20 protein-coding genes and 5 tRNA genes are annotated in these 19128 nt (G+C 36.6%); all 25 read left to right on the forward strand.

The window, feature by feature from the left end; all coding sequences use genetic code 11:
- Positions 1-70: 70 nt before the first annotated feature.
- Entirely contained in the window at positions 71-1357 is a 1287-nt protein-coding gene (locus CLU97_RS05040; protein WP_047433086.1) for an adenylosuccinate synthase, read from the forward strand.
- A gap of 145 nt (positions 1358-1502) precedes the next feature.
- A complete protein-coding gene (locus CLU97_RS05045; RefSeq protein ID WP_121486959.1) occupies positions 1503-1790 on the forward strand; it encodes a hypothetical protein in 288 nt (95 codons plus the stop codon).
- Between the two features lie 240 nt (positions 1791-2030).
- On the forward strand, positions 2031-2882 hold the full coding sequence (locus tag CLU97_RS05050; RefSeq protein ID WP_121486960.1) for an energy transducer TonB: 852 nt from the start codon (positions 2031-2033) through the stop codon (positions 2880-2882).
- 165 nt (positions 2883-3047) lie between these two features.
- Positions 3048-3821, forward strand: coding sequence for a ParA family protein (locus tag CLU97_RS05055; RefSeq protein WP_047374161.1), 774 nt, complete (start codon positions 3048-3050; stop codon positions 3819-3821).
- A gap of 70 nt (positions 3822-3891) precedes the next feature.
- The gene (locus CLU97_RS05060) at positions 3892-4782 is read left to right on the forward strand and encodes a ParB/RepB/Spo0J family partition protein (RefSeq protein ID WP_121486961.1); all 891 of its coding nucleotides are present in this window, start codon (positions 3892-3894) and stop codon (positions 4780-4782) included.
- Positions 4782-5420 (forward strand): DUF5683 domain-containing protein, encoded by a 639-nt coding sequence (locus tag CLU97_RS05065; protein WP_121486962.1) that lies wholly within the window; start codon positions 4782-4784, stop codon positions 5418-5420. Before CLU97_RS05060 ends, CLU97_RS05065 begins: the two co-directional genes overlap by 1 nt.
- 64 nt (positions 5421-5484) lie before the next feature.
- Positions 5485-6186, forward strand: coding sequence for a 4-hydroxy-tetrahydrodipicolinate reductase (dapB, locus tag CLU97_RS05070; protein WP_121486963.1), 702 nt, complete (start codon positions 5485-5487; stop codon positions 6184-6186).
- Positions 6187-6320: 134 nt separating this feature from the next.
- A complete protein-coding gene (lepB, locus tag CLU97_RS05075; protein WP_121486964.1) occupies positions 6321-7964 on the forward strand; it encodes a signal peptidase I in 1644 nt (547 codons plus the stop codon).
- Positions 7964-8638, forward strand: coding sequence for a signal peptidase I (lepB, locus tag CLU97_RS05080; protein ID WP_183084517.1), 675 nt, complete (start codon positions 7964-7966; stop codon positions 8636-8638). The genes lepB (CLU97_RS05075) and lepB (CLU97_RS05080) overlap by 1 nt, the downstream gene beginning before the upstream one ends.
- 11 nt (positions 8639-8649) lie before the next feature.
- Positions 8650-9267, forward strand: a complete 618-nt coding sequence (locus CLU97_RS05085; protein ID WP_121486966.1) for a WbqC family protein — start codon at positions 8650-8652, stop codon at positions 9265-9267.
- 84 nt (positions 9268-9351) lie between these two features.
- The gene (locus CLU97_RS05090; RefSeq protein WP_121486967.1) at positions 9352-11034 is read left to right on the forward strand and encodes a S8 family serine peptidase; all 1683 of its coding nucleotides are present in this window, start codon (positions 9352-9354) and stop codon (positions 11032-11034) included.
- 124 nt (positions 11035-11158) lie between these two features.
- Positions 11159-11650, forward strand: a complete 492-nt coding sequence (locus tag CLU97_RS05095) for a lipocalin family protein (protein WP_121486968.1) — start codon at positions 11159-11161, stop codon at positions 11648-11650.
- Positions 11651-11676: 26 nt separating this feature from the next.
- Positions 11677-12366 (forward strand): OmpA family protein, encoded by a 690-nt coding sequence (locus CLU97_RS05100; RefSeq protein ID WP_121486969.1) that lies wholly within the window; start codon positions 11677-11679, stop codon positions 12364-12366.
- A gap of 107 nt (positions 12367-12473) precedes the next feature.
- On the forward strand, positions 12474-13361 hold the full coding sequence (locus tag CLU97_RS05105; RefSeq protein ID WP_121486970.1) for a decaprenyl-phosphate phosphoribosyltransferase: 888 nt from the start codon (positions 12474-12476) through the stop codon (positions 13359-13361).
- Positions 13358-14677: an FAD-binding oxidoreductase gene (locus CLU97_RS05110; protein WP_121486971.1), complete on the forward strand. Its 1320-nt coding sequence runs from the start codon at positions 13358-13360 to the stop codon at positions 14675-14677. The genes CLU97_RS05105 and CLU97_RS05110 overlap by 4 nt, the downstream gene beginning before the upstream one ends.
- Positions 14677-15402, forward strand: coding sequence for an SDR family NAD(P)-dependent oxidoreductase (locus CLU97_RS05115; RefSeq protein WP_121486972.1), 726 nt, complete (start codon positions 14677-14679; stop codon positions 15400-15402). Before CLU97_RS05110 ends, CLU97_RS05115 begins: the two co-directional genes overlap by 1 nt.
- A gap of 4 nt (positions 15403-15406) precedes the next feature.
- Positions 15407-15994: an HAD family hydrolase gene (locus CLU97_RS05120; RefSeq protein WP_105704340.1), complete on the forward strand. Its 588-nt coding sequence runs from the start codon at positions 15407-15409 to the stop codon at positions 15992-15994.
- A 24-nt stretch (positions 15995-16018) separates the two neighbouring features.
- Entirely contained in the window at positions 16019-16486 is a 468-nt protein-coding gene (locus CLU97_RS05125; protein ID WP_121486973.1) for a hypothetical protein, read from the forward strand.
- A gap of 2 nt (positions 16487-16488) precedes the next feature.
- Positions 16489-17664 carry a cysteine desulfurase family protein gene (locus CLU97_RS05130; protein ID WP_121486974.1) on the forward strand — a complete coding sequence of 392 codons (1176 nt, stop codon included), beginning with the start codon at positions 16489-16491 and terminating at the stop codon, positions 17662-17664.
- A gap of 83 nt (positions 17665-17747) precedes the next feature.
- On the forward strand, positions 17748-18065 hold the full coding sequence (gene trxA, locus CLU97_RS05135; RefSeq protein WP_027374941.1) for a thioredoxin: 318 nt from the start codon (positions 17748-17750) through the stop codon (positions 18063-18065).
- Between the two features lie 126 nt (positions 18066-18191).
- Positions 18192-18265: transfer RNA gene (locus tag CLU97_RS05140), tRNA-Asp, on the forward strand.
- A 32-nt stretch (positions 18266-18297) separates the two neighbouring features.
- Positions 18298-18371, forward strand: a tRNA-Asp gene (locus CLU97_RS05145).
- Between the two features lie 32 nt (positions 18372-18403).
- A tRNA-Asp gene (locus CLU97_RS05150) sits at positions 18404-18477 on the forward strand.
- A gap of 31 nt (positions 18478-18508) precedes the next feature.
- Positions 18509-18582, forward strand: a tRNA-Asp gene (locus CLU97_RS05155).
- Positions 18583-18613: 31 nt separating this feature from the next.
- Positions 18614-18687 (forward strand) — tRNA-Asp (locus CLU97_RS05160).
- The last annotated feature ends 441 nt before the right edge of the window (positions 18688-19128 follow it).

A 19128-nucleotide genomic window follows, 5' to 3' on the forward strand; every position in this document is an offset into this window, starting at 1 on the left:
TATCCTCTATAATTTGGCCGTCATTTTTTTTAAAAGTAATTTTGCACGAATCTAAAAACAAAAGTAAAATATGTCAACTTATGTAGTTGTAGGTCTTCAGTACGGAGATGAAGGCAAAGGAAAAATAACGGATGTTTTATCAGCAAAATCGGACTATGTAGTACGTTTCCAGGGGGGAGACAACGCTGGTCACACGGTTTATGTAGGTGAAGAAAAATTCGTTCTACACCTTCTTCCTTCAGGAGTTCTTCAATGCAAAGGGAAATGTATCATTGCGAATGGAGTAGTGGTAAACCCTAAATCTTTTATTAAAGAAGTTGGTCAGATTGAGAGCAAAGGCTTAAGAACAGATCACATCTTTATCAGCAGAAGAGCGCATGTAATCATGCCTTACCACATCCTTTTGGATACTTACCGTGAAGAGGAACACGGAGGAACTCAGATCGGAACTACCAAAAAAGGAATCGGACCTTGTTATGAAGATAAAATTGCAAGAGTCGGAATCAGAATGGTAGACCTTTTAAATCCTGAGATTTTAAGAGACAAAATTGAGAAAAACTTAAAAGTTAAAAATTCTCTTTTTGAAAAATATTACGGAAAGCCAACTTTAGACGTTGAAGAAATCTACAACGAATATTTAGCAATCGGAAAACAGCTTCAGGACAGAATTGTTGATACTGAATTAGAGCTGAACGAGGCGATCAGAGATGGTAAAAACGTATTGTTCGAAGGAGCTCAGGCATTAATGCTTGATATCGACTTTGGAACTTATCCTTATGTAACTTCATCTTCTCCATCTACAGGAGGTGTTTGTTCAGGAGCTGGTGTGCCGCCAACTTCACTTCAGAATTTAATTGGTGTTGCAAAAGCTTACTGTACAAGAGTAGGAAACGGACCTTTCCCTTCTGAATTAGATAACGAACTGGGTGAAAAAATCAGACAGATCGGAGGTGAATTCGGAGCCACTACAGGAAGACCAAGAAGAACAGGTTGGTTAGACCTTGTTTCTTTAAAACATGCTTGTATGATCAACGGAATCAACAATCTTGTAATCACTAAGCTTGATGTTCTTACCGGAATTGAAAACTTAAAAGTAGTAACACACTACAAAACTGAAGACGGAAAAATCATCGATTATTTCACTTCTTCAACAGAAAAATTATACAACTACGAACCAATCTATCAGGATTTACCGGGTTGGAGCGAAGACATTACAAAAGCAAGAAGCTATGATGAACTTCCTGACACTGCTCAGAAATACATCGAGTTTATTGAGAAATACTTAGGAATTAACGTATACTTAGTTTCTGTAGGTCCTGAAAGAAGTCAGAACATCATCAGAAAAGAATTATTCTAACATTCTTAGAGATAAAATAACAGGGAGACTATCATTGAATGGTCTCTTTTTTTGTTTGATAAGGATGCTCATTAATCAAGCGAAAATACCAATCATGATTTTTTATCTACTTTTGTTTTAAGACAAAATATAAATAAGAAAAATAATGGAAGAGAATAAAATACCACAGCGTTTTCTGGATAATATAGTGATCAGTTTATATCTTACAATGGCATATTCTGTTTTAATTATTGTTTATTTAGGATTACCATTCAATGTGGGTTCAGATTTTTTACTGATCTTTTTTATTGTCTGCAGTTTGCTTTTTAGCATAGGAGCAATCTATTTTGCCGCTAAAAGCTATTCGAAAACAAAAATCAGTTCTATTATTCTGATCATTATTAATGCACTTGGATTACTGATACCGCTCACGCTTCTTTTAATGCTTATATAGCCCTTCTATTCAACTAAGGGACTTCTTTATGTTTATTTGTTTTTATGAAAACCAGTATTGTTTTTCCATATAAACTTTCTATTTATAAATGTTAAAATTTAAACATTATCATAAAATTTTCTAATATTATGTTGTTTTGCTAAAATTTTGGCAGATGTTTTGATATTACAACATTGCTTATCGATAAGAGCTAACAAAACTAATAATCACAATTTTTTAACAGTTTAAATAGTAGTAGTGATGAAACAACATAACCAAAACCAGGAATTTCGGTTTAACGAAGTTCTGTTCGAGCACCGCAATAAAGACTATGGTGCCTATGTATTAAGAAACGAATCAGATAGAATATTAACTAAAGCACTTTTTATAGGAGCAAGTTTAATGGCCGCAGTATCTCTTACACCATTTGTGATTTCTGCGTTACAAGGACCAAGTATTACTGAAAAGATTATTGCTTGTGATTTTGGACCGTTTGATGTGAAGAATGTAGATACACCAGAAGTAGTACCTCCTGTAGAAACTATAAAACCTGTAGCTCCATCTAATACAAAGACATTTGACAGTACAGTGCCTACGCCAACAAGTACAGCTCAGGATAATGTGAATAAAGATCCTATACCAGATGATGCTGTAGCAGGATTTGTAAACAACTTTAAAGGAGATCCGGTAACACCTAATACACCCAATGTTCCAACAGTATCAGTAGGAACAGGTCCTGTAATTAATACGCCTCCGCCAGTAATTTCTGATCCGGTGGATAAAACTAAAATTGCAGAACCGGGAGAACTGGGAGTAGAAGCTGGTTATCCGGGAGGCATAGACTCCTTCAGAAATAAAGTAATGAACAACTTCGATGGTTCAGGGTTTGAATCAGAGGATGTTGTAAAAACGACAGTTACCTTTATTGTTGAAATGGACGGAACGATCTCAGGGGTAAAAGCTAATGGAACCAACGCCGAATTTAACAGTGAGGCAATGAGAACAATCAAAAACATCTCAAGCAAAGGAAAATGGATTCCTGCCAAAAACAAAAAAGGAGAATTCGTAAGAAGTTATTTCAAATTTCCAATCTCAATGAAATTTGATAATTAATACGAAAAGACAAATTTTTAATAGTTATCCACAAAGAATTTTTTTTGTGGATAATTTTTTTTTATCGTTAAATTGCTTATTAACAGTATTTTAACTCAATTTTGATTTTCTCCACTCACCGAGAGCAAAGAAAAAAGTGTATTTTTGAAACTTAAAGTTCTAATAATGGCAAAAATCATAGGTATTGCTAATCAAAAAGGAGGCGTTGGTAAAACTACCACCGCTGTAAACCTTGCGGCAGCATTAGGAGTATTGGAAAAAAGAATATTAATCATTGATGCTGATCCTCAGGCGAATGCTACATCCGGTCTGGGTGTTGAAGATGTTCAGTATTCTACATATAATCTTTTGGAGCATAGTGCAGAAACAAGAGTCTGCATCAAAAGAACTGCGACTCCCAACCTGGATATTATTCCGTCGCATATCGACCTGGTAGCTGCGGAAATTGAATTGGTAGACAAGGAAGATCGTGAGTATATGCTGAGAAAAGCACTGGCCAGCGTAAGAGACGATTATGACTATATTATCATCGACTGTGCGCCGAGTTTAGGTCTTATTACAGTAAATGCTCTTACAGCAGCAGATTCTGTCATCATTCCGATACAGTGTGAGTATTTTGCATTAGAAGGACTTGGAAAACTTTTGAATACCGTTAAAAACGTTCAGAAGATTCATAACAAAGATCTTGGAATTGAAGGGCTTCTTCTTACCATGTATGACAGCCGATTGAGATTATCCAATCAGGTAGTGGAAGAGGTGAATCTGCACTTCCCGGAAATGGTTTTTGAAACCATTATCAGCAGAAACGTAAGATTGAGTGAAGCACCAAGTTTCGGGGAAAGTATCCTGAATTATGATGCGGAAAGTAAAGGAGCTGTTCAGTATATTCAGTTAGCTGAAGAAGTTCTTTTGAGGAACGAAAACTTAATAAAGAATTAAATTAATAATAAATGGCCAATAAGTGTATGCTGGTCATCCACTTATCAAACATCATTTATCAATTATATCTATGAAGGACAAAAAAAGAGCTATGGGACGCGGTTTGGGCGCTATTTTAAGTGCAGAATCTAAAGCAACTGTCAATTCAGCTACTGATGAAGGAGCAGATAAGTTTGTGGGAAACATTGTAGAAGTTTCGCTTGAAGATATCTATCCGAATCCTACGCAGCCGAGAACTTATTTTGATGAAAAAGCATTAAACGAACTTGCACAGTCTATTGAAAACCTAGGTGTAATCCAACCGATTACCCTGAGAAAAGACGGTGAAAAGTTTGAGATCATTTCCGGGGAAAGACGTTACAGAGCAAGTAAAATTGCAGGTTTAACGACTATTCCTGCCTATATCCGTTTAGTGAATGATCAGGAACTTCTTGAGATGGCTCTTGTAGAAAACATCCAGAGAGAAGACCTTGATGCTATTGAAATTGCTTTAACCTATCACAGGCTTTTAGAAGAAATAGGTCTTACTCAGGAAAACCTGAGTCAAAGAATAGGAAAGGATAGAAGTACCATTACCAATTCTATCAGACTGTTAAGATTAAATCCGGATATTCAGAATGCCATCAGAAGCGGTGAAATTTCTGCAGGACACGGAAGAGCCATTATCAGCCTTGAAAGTGAAGAAGATCAGCAGGTTTTGTTTGATCTTATTATTAAAGAAAAATTAAACGTTCGTCAGGCAGAGCAGGCCGCTGCTGCATTGAAGAATCCAAAGTCTCCCGCTGCCAAAAAAGCAAATGTGGAGCTTTCCAATAATTATAAAAAAGCCCAGAAGACCATCGCAGATATCTTAGACGTAAAAGTAGAGATCAAATCTTCCGGAAATGGTAAAAAAGGTAAAATTGTTCTGGACTTCAAAAATGAAGAAGAGCTGGAATACATTTTGTCTCATATTAAATAATGAAGAAAATATTTTTCACCCTTTTCTTGTGTTTCGCTGCACTGGCTTATTCACAAGTAAAACCTATCGATACTGTTCGGATGGAAGTCCCTCCGAAAGAAGAACCCCGTGTATTGAAGCCAGGTAAAACAGAAGCAAAGATCATTGAAGATCTTGAAAAAGCGAATGGTCCTACAGGGAAAACCATAAAATTGAATCCTACCAGAGCAGGTTTATATTCTGCAGTTTTACCCGGATTAGGACAGTTTTACAATAAAAAATACTGGAAGATTCCCATTGTTTGGGGAGCTGTAGGAGCCGGTGTAGGAATTGCCGTTTGGAATGACAACCAGTACAAAAAATACCGTGAATACTACGTGGCAAAACTGAACGGTACACCTAATGAATTTGTAGACAGCCATCCATGGCTGGACAAAGTAGCTTTAGGAAATGCCCAGGACAGAGCCAAAAGACAAAGGGATTACGCCATCGCCATCACAGGATTAATTTATATTCTCAATATTGTAGATGCCGTAGTAGATGCCCACCTTTATGAAAGCCGGCATGACCCGGATTTGGTTTTTAAACCATCGGTTATTCAGGATCAGTATGGGTACAGCGCTCCGAAAACAGGATTCAGTTTAAGTTACAGATTCTAAAAGATAATAGATTTGCAGAATATCTGAGGATAAAATGCAGTATTTAAAAAAATAAAAAGATCATATGAAAATAGCATTAGTTGGTTACGGTAAAATGGGTAAGATTATTGATGAGATCGCACAGAAGAGAGGTCATGAAGTAGTTGCCCGTCTGAAGGAAACCCCAATTGCTGAAAATCTTAATAATCCGGATGTTGTGATTGAATTCTCACTGCCGGAAGTTGCATTTGAGAACATCAAAGCTTGTCTTGAAAATAAAATTCCGGTGATCTGCGGAACAACAGGCTGGCTGGATCAAAAAGCTGAAATAGAAAAACTGGCTGTAGATAACGATACAGCTTTCTTATATGGTTCCAACTTTAGTTTAGGCGTCAATTTATTTTTTGCTTTAAATGAAAAACTGGCAGATCTGATGAAGAATGTGGACGAATACTCTTGCCAGCTGGAAGAAATTCACCACATCCATAAAAAAGACGCTCCAAGTGGAACCGCTATTTCCATTGCAGAAGGGATCATCCAAAACAGCCCGAAATTCGATGCATGGAAGCTGGAAGAAACAGAAGGCAGGCAGCTTGGAATTTTTGCGGTACGTGAAGATGAAGTACCGGGAACTCACAGCGTGTATTATAGAAGCGAAGTAGACGAAATCGAAATCAAGCATACCGCTTTCAACAGAAATGGTTTTGCACTGGGAGCTGTAGTAGCCGCAGAATGGATTAAAGATAAAAAAGGAAACTTCGCAATGAAAGACGTTTTGGGACTTTAATTTGTAACAAATTCTGTAAATTGCAGACCAATAAGCAGAAAATGATGAATAGTGAATTGTAAACAGCGGACTGCTTTTATCATTTATTACTCATCATTTTATTATTTATATCATAAGAATAGGCACAAAAATTTATGAATTATTTTTTAACTTATACAGTATATGTCCTCATACTATCAGTATTAATGGGGATTTCATCTTGGAAACTGTTCAAGAAAATGGGCTATAGCCCTTTATTTGCTTTTATCCCTTTTTACAACTATTTCATTATTCTTAAGGAAACAAAACATCCGAAATGGTGGGCAATCCTGTCTTATCTACCAATTGTAGGGCCAATCATGATGTCTGTTTTCCACCTTTATTTAGTGAAAAAGTTCGGGAAAACACTTTTCAAAGACCAGATTCTTACAGTGATTCTTCCGTTTATTTATATGGCGGTGATCAACTATTCTAAAGATGTAGAGTTAGAAGATGAGAATGCAAACGACCTGTTCCTTACAGACGAAGAGAAAAACGAAAAAAAGAAAGACACATTTGTCGGTTCTATTACCTTCGCAGTAGTTTTCGCTACCATTATCCACGTTTTCGTAACACAGCCTTTCGGGATTCCTACAGGATCTATGGAAAGAACATTACTGGTAGGTGACTTCCTTTTTGTAAACAAATGGAGCTACGGTTACAGACTTCCGATGCGTCCGGTAGCAATACCTTTCCTTCAGGGAACTATTATGGATACAGGACAGAAAGGTAATCCTAAAGATGACCCAAAATCTTATGTGGATGCTGTAAAACTTCCTTACACAAGAATTCTGCAGTTCAATAAACCACAGAAAAATGATGTAGTTGTTTTCAACTACCCTCAGGATTCTGTACATACAGCAATCGACAGAAAAGATCCTTATGTAAAAAGATGTGTAGCTACAGCAGGGGATACTTTTGAAATGAGAGCCGGAAGACTTTTCGTTAACGGAAAGCCGGAAACCGTTTTAGGAGATCAGGAAGTACAGCACAGATATATTGTAACTACAGACGCTCAATTGGATATCCCTACTTTATATAAAGCATATGGATTCTTACCAGTTCAGGAAGTTCAGCAGAATAATGGGGGGTATATTTATGCCTTTCAGGGCTTAACAGATCAGACAGCTAAAGAAATTAAAGGACTTCCGCATGTTATTGACATAAAAGAAGATGTTTCTGTAAAAGGAGAATCAGCAGTGGCTTATAAAGATGAGGCGAGAACAAAAATTGATACTACCCAATCCATCTTCCCAATTAATAAACCTTGGAATCCAGATTGGTACGGCCCTTTAAGAATTCCTAAAAAAGGAGATGTAGTGGCTATCAACCAGGAAACACTTCCAACGTACCAGTGGATTATTTCTGAATATGAACATAATAGCTTAGAAAAGAAAGACGGAAAAATCTTCATCAACGGAAAAGAAGCTAGCCAGTATACGATTCAGCAGGATTATTATATGATGATAGGGGACAACAGAGATGCTTCATTAGATGCAAGATTCTTTGGTTTCGTTCCGGAAGAAAATATTGTCGGAAAACCGATGTTCACATGGATGAGTCTTCAGGGAGCATTTGCTGACAACAGTTCTACGTACCAGGCACCATTCAAAATCCGTTGGGAAAGAATGTTCAAAGCAACCAATACAGGAGAAGCTAACAAAACCTCTTACTGGTGGATTGCCGCAATGATCCTGATCTTATTCTTCGGATGGGAATATTTCGTGAAACTATTCAGAAAAAACAAAACTGAAGAATAGTGTTTAAAAGTAAAATATTTAATAGAGTCCTTTTAACAGGCAGCTTTATTGTAACTCTTTTTATTATTGCAAAACTCTCCGGAGTTTTGCAATATGCTTTTGTACCCACAGCAGGTAATGAACCTACCATTAAAAAAAAGTCATTTATTGTGATGACCAATATTCTTCCTTATGATAAGTTTAAAATGATTGCTTATAATCAAACTAATTTGGATTATCCTCAGGGCGCCTATGTACAAAGATTAGTAGGAACGGAAAATGATGTGATTTTAATTAAGAATGGTAAATTATATGTCAATAATACGTTGGTAGATAATATTAACGTAAAACATTCTTATAAAATAGACAGAGGGTATGCTAATGATCTCCTTTCCAAAGGAACTGAAGAAAGTGAAATCTTTCAGATTGACGATAATTATTTCATTACTCAATTAAGCGATAAAGAACTTAATGATAGTTTTTTTCATGAAAGGTTTATAAACCCTAATACAGATCAGGATATTCACAAAATTTATCATAAAGACTGGACTTCCGATAACTTTGGACCCATAAAAGTTCCAAGTGGAAAATTATTTTTTTTAGGAGATAATCGTAACGCAAGCTTAGATTCCCGTTATTTAGGCTTTGTTGATGAAAAAGATGCTGTAGGAAGAGTTGTTTATCCTAAAAACTAGATTATATTATTATGCAAAATATTTTATTACCGGCATTTTATATGCCCCCAATTTCATGGTTTTCAGTGTTTTTAAATCCTGAGAACGAAGTTGTGCTGGAACAATTTGAAAACTTTCCGAAACAAACCTATAGAAACAGAGCAAATATCTATGGAGCCAACGGAAAACTATCATTAATAATCCCGATCAATCATAATGGAAAAAGAGAATTCAAAGATGTGGAAATCTCTTATCGCGAAGACTGGAGAACCCTTCATTGGAAATCGGTTAAAACAGCATACCAAAGCTCTCCTTATTTTGAATACTATGAAGAGAAGTTCAGAAAAATATTTGATCTTAAGGAAAAATACCTTTTAGATTTTAACCTTAAAGGCATAGAAGTTATCCAACAGATACTGAAAACAGAAAAGGCACACTCTTTGAATGAAGAATATATCAAAAATCCTCAAAGTATTGATTTCAGAGAAAAATTTTCTGCAAAACTTCCTTCAGTATTTAAAATGGAAGAATATTACCAGACATTTTCGGATAAATATGGGTTTTTGGAAGACTTATCAATTCTTGACCTTATTTGTAATAAAGGCCCGGAATCTATGGTATATATAAAAAATATAAAACAATCATATTAGCATACCATCGCTATTAATGAAACTCTCAGCTTAAAAATGAAGGCGGCGATTGGTATATGACTTTAAAAAAATAAATATCAACATATGAAAAAGGTATTATTAGCTGCAGTTTTTTTAGCAGGTTTTAGTTTCTCTTTTGCACAGGAAGCTAAAGCTAAAAGTAAAGATCCAAACGAAGATAAAGATCTTATGACATGGTATCATAAAGATTTTGCAACTTCAAAAGTATATGGAATAAATACGGCAAATGCTTATAAATACTTAGAATCTAAAGGACTGAAGCCTAAAACCGTAGTGGTAGGAGTTTTGGATAGTGGAGTACAGGTAGATCATCCGGGATTGGTAAAGAATGTTTGGTCAAACCCTAATGAAATTCCAGGAAACGGTAAAGATGATGATGGAAACGGATATATTGATGATATACACGGCTGGAACTTCATAGGAGGTAAAAACGGGGATATTGATATTGATAATATGGAGGTGACAAGAGTAGTTGCCAAATACAAGCCTATTTTTGAAGGTCCGGATTCCACAAAGAATAAAGCGAACCAGGCTCAGATGAAGGAGGAGTTTGATATGTATATGAAAGCCAAAGATATGTTTAATTCAAAAAGTATCGAGGCTATACAGAATTTCAAGACCTATTCTATGCTGAACGAGCTTATTCCTAATATGGTAAAATTATTGGGAGGTAAGCCCGTTACCGCTGAGACTATTTCAGCAATCAAAGCACCCACAGATCAGAGAGACGCCATTGCGCTGGATTTTTTAGGTCAGATTTCCCAAAGTCCGGAATTCAAAGGAAAATCATCTGCTGAATTCGAAAAAAAGATGAAGGAGGAAATGAAAGAAGCTATCGATCATTTCGCTCCGGCAGCAAAACAATATGATCTTTCCTACGACCCGAGAAAAGAAATTGTAGGTGATAACTATGATGACTACTCTGAAAAGAACTATGGTAACAACCATTACGAAGGACCGGATGCAGAGCACGGAACCCATGTAGCAGGAATTATTGCCGGACTTCCACAAGGAAAAGAAGTTCAGTACGGAGTAGCTTCCAAAGTAGCTAAAATCATGTCTGTAAGAACAGTTCCCAATGGAGACGAAAGAGATAAAGACGTAGCCAATGCTATCAGATATGCAGTGGATAATGGAGCAAAAGTATTAAATATGAGCTTCGGAAAACCTGTTTCTCCGGGTAAAAATGTAGTGTGGGATGCTTTTAAATATGCTGAAGATAAAGACGTACTTTTGGTGAAAGCAGCCGGAAACGAAAATGAAGATGTAGCAGAACATTTGGCATATCCTACCAACTTTAAAAATGTTACAGATGAAAAACCATTTGTAAGCAACGTTTTGGTGGTAGGAGCCAGCACCAATAAGAATAGCGCTTTAAGAGCGGATTTTTCTAATTATAATAAAAAAATGGTCAATGTTTTCGCTCCGGGGGAAGAAATTTATTCTACCGTTCCTAAAAACGAATACAGATACCTTCAGGGAACCTCTATGGCTTCACCTGTTGTAGCCGGAGCAGCAGCCGTTTTATTGGCTTACATGCCGGATCTGAAACCTTATCAGATTATTGAAGCATTGGTAAAAAGCAGCAATCCAAGTACAGTAGACGGATTTGCAGATCAATCACAGGCCGGCGGGGTTATAGACCTTAAAAAAGCAGCAGAATATGCTTATACGAATTTCTACAAAGGAAAACCAACGGGTGCTCCTAAGCCTTCGAAATCCGTAAAAAAGGCTGTTAAAAAATAATATATCTTCCTGTGTTTAAGGAGAAATCATAAAGAGTCCGAATTTTTTTCGGACTTTTTATTTTTATTTTAAATTTTGGCACGGTTTTTTGTAACTTTATAGTAACAAAATAATAAACAACAAAATGAAAAAGTTACTACTTGCAGGGATGTTGGGAACATCACTTTTTGCAGTGTCGTGTTCCTCTGTTAACAAAGCAGCTACATCTCAAAATCAAAGAGCAGACTTTCTGAAAATGAAAGGAGACTGGCAGATTGTGAGCATAGATTATGATAAAGGTTATAAAATTAAACCTTTTGACGAAGGTGCTGACGCACAGTGTTTCGTAGGAAGCCACTGGAGATTAATTCCTAATAACTGGACAGGAGCGTATACTTTGAACGGAGGTGGAAATTGCCCGGCAATCACACAGCCTATCAAGTTTGAAGTAAAAGACGGTAACACGTTTATGTTTAAAAAGATTGCTGCAGGAACCAAAGCAAAACAAAATTCTGTAGGATATAGCCTTACACTTATTGATCAGACCACAGATCAGTTTTCACTTCAGCAGGATGTTCCTTTCGAAGGAGGTAATGTAAAAGTAGTTTACAACTTCCAGAGAGCAGGAATGAAATAATTTATCAACATAAAAGATCAAAAAAAATGAAATTTACAAAAACATACGTAGGAGCCCTTTTCTTGTCATCAGCATTATTATTGACAAGCTGTGAAGCGGTTCAAAATTCAAATCACCAACAAAGAGGTACCGCAGTAGGGGTTGCTTCAGGAGCAGTACTTGGAGGTATCCTTGGTAACAATGTAGGAAAAGGAGGAAACGGAGCTATTGGTGCTGTATTAGGAGGTATTATCGGTGGTGTTGCAGGTAATGTTATCGGTAACAAAATGGATAAGCAGGCTAAAGATATCAAAGAAACTTTACCAGGTGCTCAGGTAGAAAGAGTAGGAGACGGTATTAAGGTTACAATGAATGAAAGTATTGTAAACTTTGCGTTTGACTCTTCAAACCTTACTTCTGTTGCTCAGACTAACCTTGACAAATTAGCCCAGGTGTTAAGTGATAATCCTGATACTAATATTAATATTTACGGATATACGGACAGCGTAGGTAAAGATGCTTACAACTTAGCACTTTCCCAAAGAAGAGCAGATGCTGTAAAAGCTTATTTAGCAGGTAAAGGAGTTGCATCAGGCAGAATGTTCACAAAAGGTGAAGGTAAAAATATGCCGGTTGCAAGCAATGATACAGATGAAGGAAGAGCTAAAAACAGAAGAGTAGAGTTTGCTATTACTGCTAATGAAAAAATGATTAACGATGCCAAACAAGGGCAATAGTTAATTTAATATATAAATATTTTCGTAAAAGACCGCCCCGGCGGTTTTTTTTGTATTTTTAGGCTAAGAATTTTAATTTTATTATTTTTGCAGTTGAAACAACATAAATGAAGAAATATTTAAAACTACTCCGTGTGGAGCAATGGGTTAAAAACCTGTTTGTATTTGTCCCGTTGTTTTTTTCAGGTAATATTACAAATGTAGAATTACTTGTAAAAAGCATCTTTGCATTCATTATATTCTCGCTTGCTGCAAGTGTTGTTTATATTTTGAATGATTATAATGATATTGAGGCAGACAGGAAACATCCTGAAAAAAGAAGAAGACCTCTGGCTAGTGGAGCCATTTCAAAATCAACAGCTATAGGAATCCTTATCGGATTGGTTATTACAGATATTGCTCTTGTATTTTTCTCACAACTTTATTTCCATGAGTATCTTTGGAAATTTGCAACCATTATAGGTTTCTATGTGGTGATGAATCTTGCCTATACCTTTAGGCTTAAACACGTTCCTATTATTGATATTTTTATTATCGCAATAGGATTTGTTCTGCGTGTACTGGCAGGAGGTTATATTACCGGAATCAGTATTTCACAATGGGCTATTCTATTAACCTTTGTACTGGCTCTTGTACTGGCAATCGGAAAAAGAAGAGGAGAGCTTATTAATGCACAGGTTTCAGGAAAGACAAGAAAAGCGTTGGACGGATATAACGTTCAGTTTGCGGACATTGCATTGTCTATTTCTATTACATTAGCTATCATCTGCTATCTGATGTTTACCCTTTCACCGGAAGTTCAGGAAAGATTCCACGCAAGGGTATTTTACACCGTTATTTTTGTAGTGTTTGCCTTGTTGAGATATCTTCAGCAGACATTGGTTTACAACAGAACAGAGTCTCCTACAAAAATTGTGTACAGAGACCGTTATATTCAGGTTACCCTGTTACTTTGGGTAGTTGCATTTTTAATTCAAATTTATTTTAAGAAATGAAACCTAATTTCACACAGAAAGTTACAAACTGGGGTAATTTCCCGGTAGTGGAGAAAGAAATGAGATCTGAGGACAATTTCAAAAAAATAAAAGAATTTGTACTCAACCACAACGAAGTTATAGCAAGAGGAAACGGAAGATGTTATGGTGATGCTTCATTGGGAGAATCTATATTTTCAACAAAAAAATTAAATAAATTCATCAATTTTGACCGTTTAAACGGAATAATGGAATGTGAATCCGGAGTACTTCTTTCCGAAGTTCTGGAAATCTCCGTTCCACAGGGATATTTCCTGTATGTTACTCCCGGAACAAAATTTGTATCCATAGGAGGTGCTATAGCTTCAGATGTTCATGGTAAAAACCATCATGCAGAAGGATGTTTTTCAGAATATGTGATTGAATTTAAGCTGATGACGGAAAACGGGGAAATCATCACCTGTTCAAGAGAAGAAAATGCAGACAAATTTTGGGCTACCATTGGTGGAATGGGACTTACAGGAATCATTCTTACTGCAAAATTTAAGCTTAAAAATATAGAATCCGCATATATTCGTCAGGAAAGCATCAAAGCAGAAAATCTGGACGAAATTTTTAAACTGTTTGACGAAAGCGAAAGCTGGACGTACACCGTTGCCTGGATAGATTGTCTTCAAAAAGGAAAAGACATTGGAAGAAGTATTCTGATGAGAGGTGAGCATGCTTTTCAACATGAGCTTCCTCAGAATTTTTTGAAAACCCCTTTAAGACTAAAGAAAAAATTATCTCCTACGGTTCCGTTTTATTTTCCCGGATTTGTATTGAATGCACTTACGGTAAAAATATTTAACTGGCTGTATTATAAAAAGCAGGCTAAAAAAGAAGTGAAAAACTTTATCGATTATGAGACGTTTTTCTATCCTTTGGATGCTGTTAATGACTGGAACAAAATCTACGGTAAATCCGGATTTATACAGTATCAGATGGTAATTCCTAAAGAAACAGGAAAAGAAGGCATGAGAAGGATCCTTGAAACGATTGCAAATAGCGGAAACGGATCATTCCTGGCTGTTCTTAAACTTTTTGGAAAGAACAATACTGCTGCTTACAACTCTTTCCCTGTGGAAGGGTATACGCTGGCATTGGATTTTAAAGTGAATTCCAAACTGAAAAGTCTGGTAGATCAGCTTGATGCCATTGTTCAGGAGTTTGGAGGAAGGATTTATCTTACCAAAGACAGCATGAGCAGATCATCGCTTACCAATTACCTTAAAAATATTCAAAATCCTAAATTTGTGTCTTTACAGCACAAAAGAATCATAAATAATAATTCATAATGATAGTTCTGGGAAGCACATCTGAAGTGGCACAGGCTTTTGTGGAAAAAGCACTTCAGGAAGGAGAAAAATTTGAAAAAATTTACCTTTTTACCTCAAATAAAGAAACTACAGAACGGTTTGCAAGACATATTGATGTAAAGTTTCTGCAGCAGGCAGAAGTTATTGAACTGGATCTGACCAAAGAAATTGATTACAACAGATTTGATAATATCAATTCAGATGTATTATTTTGCGCCGTAGGATATTTAGGAGAAGGAACTGAGGAAGGATTATATGACAACAGAAATACGGAACGTATCATAGATATCAATTATTCAAAGCTGGTTCCGGTGATGAACTATTTTGCTCAGAAATTTGAAAGCAGAAGATCAGGTACTATTATCGGACTTTCATCAGTAGCAGGAGACAGAGGTAGACAAAGTAACTTCATCTATGGAAGTGCAAAAGCTGCCTTTACAGCCTATTTGAGTGGTCTGAGAAACTATCTTTTTGATAAAAAAGTACATGTTCTTACAATAAAACCAGGGTTTATGGCTACTAAAATGACGGAAGGCCTGCCTTTAAACCCGAAACTGACGGCTACTCCGAAACAAGCCGCAGACTGTATTTATAAAGCCTTCAAAAAGGATAAAAATGTGGCATATGTTTTGCCGGTTTGGAGTATAATTATGATGATTATCAGGAATATCCCTGAATTTATATTTAAAAAATTAAAGCTTTAAAGAAATGAAAAAATTGTATTGTTTTGATTTTGACGGAACCCTGACGTATAAAGATACTATGTTTATGTATCTCAAATTCTACGATTCTACAAAATACCGTATACAATTTTTGAGACATGTTCCGCTCTTTATCCTGCTGAAATTAAAGCTGGCTGAAACCGAAAAGGTGAAAAAAAGTTTTATTGGTTCTATTTTAAAAGGACAGACTCAGGAAAAGATAGAGCAAAAGTCTAAACTGTTTTTTGAACAGCATTATCCTAAAATTGTGCGTGAAAATGCGCTCGACTTTATTAATAATATAGATCATAACAATACACAAAGTTTATTGGTTACGGCTTCATTGGATATCTGGGTAAAGCCATTCGCTCAGGCACTTAAAATGGAGCTTGTTTCTACGCGGGCAGAGTTTAAGAACGGGGTTTTCACAGGAAATTTTGTAGGAAAAAACTGCAACGGGAAAGAAAAACTTGTAAGAATAAAAGAAGAAATAAACGATTCTAAATACGATAAAATTATTGCATTTGGCGATACTTCCGGAGATCGGCCAATGTTGAAATGGGCAAATGAAGGACATTATCAATTTTTTCACTAATTTTGGGAGATAAAATTGTAAAAAATGAAAAGCCTGTTAATTGCATGTGCAGTAATCTTCATGAGCTGTGCAAGCACTTCATCCCAGAAGTCTTCTGCTGTGCAGGAAAATGCTGAACTTCTTGTCTCTGAATCCCAGGGAGGAGCAGATACATCCGGCTTTACAATCATTAAAGACGAAAAAGATTTTCGAAACAGAATCAGAGGAAGTTTTGGTGTTGTAGACCTTGATAAAGAATCTTATATCAAATATCCTTCATTTCCGAAAAACAAAAAAGTCGTTTTATACAATTTGGGAACTTTCAGATCCGGAAGTCACAAAATTGATGAAATTAAGAGCGCGTCTGTAAAAAATCAGATTCTTTATGTAGAAGTTCCGGCCGGAGAACCTTCCGGTGGAATGGAAATTCAGGTGATGTCTAATCCCTGGATTATTTTCACTGTTCCCGCCAATTACCAGTTTACCTCCGTAGAATTAAAATATTCAAAATAAGAATGGATAAAGTATATTTAGATAATGCCGCAACCACTCCGCTTGCAGAAGAAGTAATAGATGCAATGGTGGGTACTATGAAGATGAATTTCGGAAACCCGTCTTCAACGCACAGCTTTGGCCAGGAAGCAAAAATCCTTATTGAAAATGTAAGAAGACAGGTTGCAGACTATCTTCATGTAACTCCTGCCGAAATCATTTTCACTTCCTGCGGAACAGAATCCAACAATATGATCATCAAATCCTCGGTAGAGCACCTTGGAGTAGAAAGAATCATCAGTTCTCCTCTGGAACATAAATGTGTTTCTGAAAGTATTCTGGATATGAAGAGCAGAAAAGGAGTAGAAGTAAACTATATCCGCCCGAATGAAAAAGGAGATATTGACCTTACAAAATTAGAAGAGCTGTTAAAAGCTTCAGATAAAAAAACATTGGTAAGCTTAATGCATGCTAATAACGAAATCGGAAATATTATCGACCTTAAAAAAGTTGCCCAGCTATGCAAAGAGCATAACGCGCTTTTCCACTCGGATACCGTACAAACTATGGCTCACATGAACCTTGATCTGTCTGATATCCCTGTAGACTTTGCTTCATGCAGTGCCCACAAGTTTCATGGACCAAAAGGAGCAGGATTTGCATTTATCAGAAAGGCAACAGGCTTAAAAGGGATTATCACAGGAGGGCCTCAGGAAAGAAGCCTTAGAGCCGGAACAGAAAATGTTTGCGGAATCGTAGGATTAGGTAAAGCATTGGAACTTTCCCTTAATCATATGGGTGAGTATACCAACCATATGCAGGATATCAAAAATTATACGATTGAGAGACTTTCTGCCGAAATTGAAGGGATTAAATTCAATGGAAGAAGTGCTGAGAAGGAAAACAGTCTTTATACGGTTTTAAGTGCATTATTACCTTATAAAAACCCATTGATCGGGCTTCAGCTGGATATGAAGGGAATTGCAATTTCTCAGGGGAGTGCATGCTCATCAGGAGCTTCAAAACCTTCCATGGTTATGATGATGGTGCTTTCTGAGGACGAAATGGATCACTGTACGCCATTACGTATCTCTTTCAGCCATATGACGACGAAAGCAGAGATTGATTCATTAGTGAATGCTTTGAAGGAAATTTCAAGCGATTACACTATAGAAAAAACTAATGTTGAGCATAGATAGGCTTGTGCTTTAAAAATCGTAATTTTGAACATCCAATAGAGGATTAAAAAGAAAATAATATTAATTAAAATAAAAGAAACAAAATGGCTTTAGAAATTACAGACAGCTCATTTCAGGATACGGTTTTAAAATCAGACAAACCGGTATTAGTAGACTTCTGGGCAGTATGGTGCGGACCTTGCAGAACATTAGGACCAATCATCGAAGAAGTAGCATCAGATTTTGAAGGTAAAGCAGTAGTAGGGAAGGTAGATGTAGACAACAACCAGGAAATCTCTATGCAGTATGGTATCAGAAATATTCCTACAGTTCTTATTTTTAAGAACGGGGAGGTAGTGGATAAATTAGTAGGGGTAGCTCCAAAAGAAGTTATCGCTGAAAAATTAAGCGCTCACTTATAAAAAAACAACTTTGGTAATGAATGCCTTCCATGATTGGGAGGCATTTTTTTTGAAAATAATTTGCAGGTAAGGAAAAAAGGTGTAATTTTGCAACCACGAAAAAGAAACGAAGTTCTTTAATAATTTGATCCGGTAGTTCAGTTGGTTAGAATGCCGCCCTGTCACGGCGGAGGTCGCGGGTTCGAGTCCCGTCCGGATCGCAGAAGTTTTCTCAATTTCTTTTAAAAAAATTGATCCGGTAGTTCAGCTGGTTAGAATGCCGCCCTGTCACGGCGGAGGTCGCGGGTTCGAGTCCCGTCCGGATCGCAGAAGTTTTCTCAATTTCTTTTAAAAAAATTGATCCGGTAGTTCAGCTGGTTAGAATGCCGCCCTGTCACGGCGGAGGTCGCGGGTTCGAGTCCCGTCCGGATCGCAGAAGTTTTCTCAATTTCTTTAAAAAAATTGATCCGGTAGTTCAGCTGGTTAGAATGCCGCCCTGTCACGGCGGAGGTCGCGGGTTCGAGTCCCGTCCGGATCGCAGAAGTTTTCTCAATTTCTTTAAAAAAATTGATCCGGTAGTTCAGCTGGTTAGAATGCCGCCCTGTCACGGCGGAGGTCGCGGGTTCGAGTCCCGTCCGGATCGCAAAAAGTCTTCTAGAAATAGAAGACTTTTTTTTTTATAACCTTTGTAAGAGTTTGGATGCTAAATAAGGAGGGTGGAACATTTAAGTCTGTTCTATTTTAATTTAACGCAAAGTTATATTCATTTATCTTATTGTTAAGGAAGCTAAGTAATCGACAATGTCGCTGATGAAGCTGAGTGAAAATTTGTAAGCTTAGAAAGAATCAACAAAGTTGATTCCTGTCTTTGCTCTCTTAAAAATGAACGATCAGATACTAAATCTTTGTGTTAAATTTAAATTAAAAATGTTTTACTCCTCAGATTTGGAGTCCTTGCCATGAAATAGTTAACATTAAGACACAAAAAAAGACTTTCAGAAATGTAAGTCTTTTTGCTCTTCCTACTGACATAGATTAGAATTGTTTCGTATAGTTAATTATTGAATTAGCCTAATTTTAAATT

Origin of the sequence: Chryseobacterium sp. 7, assembly GCF_003663845.1 — a bacterium.
Lineage (GTDB): Bacteria > Bacteroidota > Bacteroidia > Flavobacteriales > Weeksellaceae > Chryseobacterium.